Origin of the sequence: Streptomyces sp. NPDC056160 (assembly GCF_042268205.1) — a bacterium.
Classification (GTDB): domain Bacteria; phylum Actinomycetota; class Actinomycetes; order Streptomycetales; family Streptomycetaceae; genus Streptomyces.
On the sequence record NZ_JBHJUW010000289.1, the window covers coordinates 1 to 3,699 of the forward strand.

The 3,699-nt window shown below is 68.5% G+C and carries 2 protein-coding genes; one reads left to right on the forward strand and one right to left on the reverse strand.

Annotated elements, in window-relative coordinates; genetic code table 11:
- Positions 1-27 precede the first annotated feature (27 nt).
- Entirely contained in the window at positions 28-2,775 is a 2,748-nt protein-coding gene (gene aceE / locus ACFC02_RS42005; protein ID WP_376368215.1) for a pyruvate dehydrogenase (acetyl-transferring), homodimeric type, read from the reverse strand.
- 442 nt (positions 2,776-3,217) lie between these two features.
- On the opposite strand from aceE, the gene ACFC02_RS42010 reads away from it, so the two are divergent.
- The gene (locus tag ACFC02_RS42010) at positions 3,218-3,652 is read left to right on the forward strand and encodes a DUF3052 domain-containing protein (RefSeq protein ID WP_360968813.1); all 435 of its coding nucleotides are present in this window, start codon (positions 3,218-3,220) and stop codon (positions 3,650-3,652) included.
- Positions 3,653-3,699: the final 47 nt, after the last annotated feature.

The following is a 3,699-nucleotide window of genomic DNA, read 5'->3' on the forward strand; positions in this document are numbered from 1 at the left end:
GCCCCTTCGCTCATCTATGCGAGATCGCTACGCGTCGCCCCCGGCCGCCCCCGGGTGCGCCGCCGTGACGTCGAGCAGCTGGTAGCGGTCGATCGCCTGCTTGAGGACCGAACGGTCCACCTTCCCCGCGCGCGCCAGCTCGGTCAGCACGCCCACCACGATCGACTGCGCGTCGATGTGGAAGAACCGCCGGGCGGCCCCACGGGTGTCGGCGAAGCCGAAACCGTCGGCGCCCAGCGACTGGTACGGACCCGGCACCCAGCGCGCGATCTGGTCCGGCACCGACCGCATCCAGTCGGAGACGGCCACGAACGGCCCCTGGGCGCCGCTCAGCTTCCGCGTCACCCACGGCACCCGCTGCTCCTCCTCCGGGTGCAGCAGGTTGTGCTCCTCGCAGGCCACGGCCTCGCGCCGCAGCTCGTTCCACGAGGTGGCGGACCACACGTCCGCCTTGACGTTCCACTCCTCGGCGAGGATCTTCTGCGCCTCGAGGGCCCAGGGCACGGCCACGCCCGAGGCCATGATCTGCGCCGGGATCTCGCCCCCGGCGCCCTCGCTGATCCGGTGGACGCCCTTGAGGATGCCCTCGACGTCCACGTCCGCCGGTTCGGCCGGCTGGCGGATCGGCTCGTTGTAGACGGTGAGGTAGTAGAAGACGTCCTCGCCGTGCGGGTGCTGCTCGTCGGAGCCGTACATGCGGCGCAGGCCGTCCTGCACGATGTGCGCGATCTCGTACGCGTACGCCGGGTCGTAGGCCACGCACGCCGGGTTGGTGGAGGCGAGCAGCTGGGAGTGCCCGTCCGCGTGCTGGAGCCCCTCACCGGTCAGGGTGGTCCGTCCGGCGGTCGCGCCCAGGACGAAACCGCGTGCCAACTGGTCGGCCATCTGCCAGAACTGGTCGCCGGTGCGCTGGAAACCGAACATCGAGTAGAAGACGTAGACCGGGATCAGCGGCTCGCCGTGCGTGGCGTACGCCGAGCCCGCCGCGATCGCGGAGGCCGTGCAGCCCGCCTCCGAGATGCCGTCGTGCAGCATCTGCCCGGTCGGCGACTCCTTGTAGGCGAGCAGCAGATCACGGTCGACGGACTCGTACTGCTGGCCGAGCGGGTTGTAGATCTTCGCGCTCGGGAAGAACGAGTCCATGCCGAACGTGCGGTACTCGTCCGGTGCGATCAGCACGAACCGCCTGCCGATCTCCTTGTCCCGCATGAGGTCCTTGAGGAGCCGCACGAAGGCCATGGTGGTCGCGATGGACTGCTGGCCCGAGCCCTTCTTCACGGACGCGTACGCCTTGTCGTCGGGCAGTGCGAGCGGCTCGGCGCGCACGATCCGGGTCGGGACGTAGCCGCCGCAGCCCTTGCGGCGGTCGTGCATGTACTGGATCTCGTCCGAGTCGCGGCCCGGGTGGTAGTACGGCGGCGGGCCGGACTCCAGCTCCTTGTCGGAGATCGGCAGGTGCAGGCGGTCGCGGAAGCGCTTGAGGTCGTCGACCGTCAGCTTCTTCATCTGGTGCGTGGCGTTGCGGCCCTCGAAGTTGGGCCCCAGGGTCCAGCCCTTGACCGTCTTGGCCAGGATGACGGTGGGCTGCCCCTCGTGCTCCACGGCCGCCTTGAACGCCGCGTAGATCTTGCGGTGGTCGTGTCCGCCGCGGCCCAGCATCATGATCTGGTGGTCGGTCATGTTCTCGACCATGGCGCGCAGCCGGTGGTCGTCGCCGAAGAAGTGCTCGCGGATGTAGGCGCCGGACTCGGTGGCGTAGGTCTGGAACTGGCCGTCCGGCGTGGTGTTCATCTTGTTGACCAGCACGCCGTCGCGGTCCTGCGCGAGCAGCGGGTCCCAGGAGCGGTCCCAGATCAGCTTGATCACGTTCCAGCCGGCGCCGCGGAAGACCGACTCCAGCTCCTGGATGATCTTGCCGTTGCCGCGCACCGGGCCGTCCAGGCGCTGGAGGTTGCAGTTGACCACGAAGGTCAGGTTGTCCAGGCCCTCCCGGGCGGCGATGGACAGCTGGCCGAGCGACTCGGGCTCGTCCATCTCGCCGTCGCCGAGGAACGCCCACACGTGCGAGTCGGAGGTGTCCGCGATGCCGCGCGCCTGCATGTACCGGTTCATCCGGGCCTGGAAGATCGCGCCGATCGGGCCGAGGCCCATGGAGACCGTCGGGAACTCCCAGAAGTCCGGCATGGAGCGCGGGTGCGGGTAGCTGGAGAGGGCGTACGGCGCCTTGGACTTCTCCTGGCGGAAGCCGTCCAGGTGCTGTTCGCTGAGCCGGTCCAGCAGGTACGCGCGCGCGTAGATGCCCGGCGAGGCGTGCCCCTGGAAGAAGACCTGGTCGCCGCCGCGGCCGTCGTCCTTGCCGCGGAAGAAGTGGTTGAAGCCGACGTCGTAGAGCGAGGCGGAGGAGGCGAAGGTGGCGATGTGGCCGCCGACGCCGATGCCGGGGCGCTGGGCGCGGGAGACCATCACCGCGGCGTTCCAGCGCGTCGCGTTGAGGATCTTGCGTTCGATCTCCTCGTTGCCCGGGAAGAACGGCTCGCTCTTGGTGGGGATCGTGTTGACGTAGTCACTGCTGCGCATCTCCGGCACGGCCACACGCTTCTCGCGCGCGCGTTCGATCAGCCGGAGCATGAGGTAGCGGGCCCGTTCCCGGCCCCGCTCGTCGACGGCGGCGTCGAGCGAGTCGAGCCACTCCTGGGTCTCCTCGGGATCGAAGTCAGGAACCTGACTCGGAAGGCCGCCAATGATGATCGGGTTGCGATCGGATCCGGAAGCCACGCTGTTCCTTACCTGTCAGAGGGCTGACATATCTGGGGCGTTTCTGGGATTTTTCCGGTGTTTCCTTGGGTTTGGGGCGTTCTGCCTGTGTGTGCCTGCACCGTTCCCCATCGTGTACCTCGTGTGAGGCAAACGTCATCTCTACTGGTCGGTAACCGGGTCTCGGGGCGCCACGCGCCCGGAGATCAGGGGTCCCCTAGTGGATCTCCTGCCCATGGCGGGTTCCCAAACACGCAAAAGCGGGCAGAAGGGTGTGGTGTGTGTCACCGCTGATCGCGATACCGTGTCAGGAGTTGCGGCGACACAGCCAGGAACGTCACTGTTTCGGCGGTCCCGACCGCCGGGTACTTGCGCGATCCGGCCCGCCCGTGTGGACTACGGCCAATGCTTCGCGCACGCGCGTGGCTGAAGACCCAATCGCAACACCATCAGGAGGCAACCCGTGAGCGCGACCGCGGACCACGCGGAGGAGCGGACTAACCCGGCCGCCAGGCTGGGATTCCAGCCCGGGCAGGTGGTCCAGGAGATCGGCTACGACGACGACGTCGACCAGGAGCTCCGCGAGTCCATCGAGGAAGTCATCGGCAGCGAACTCGTCGACGAGGACTACGACGACGTGGCCGATGCCGCGGTGCTGTGGTTCCGCGACGAGGACGGCGACCTGACGGACGCGCTGGTCGACACCCTCGGGTTCCTCGACGAGGGCGGCGTGATCCTGCTCCTGACGCCGAAGACCGGCCGGGACGGGTACGTCGAACCCAGCGACATCGGCGAGGCCGCGACGACTGCCGGCCTGTCGCAGACCAAGAGCGTCAGCGTGGGCAAGGACTGGAACGGCACCAGGCTGCTGACGCCGAAGGCCGCCAAGAAGAAGTAGCTCCCACCCCCGCCCCGGGCGCCACGGCGCCGGGGGCGGCACCGGAC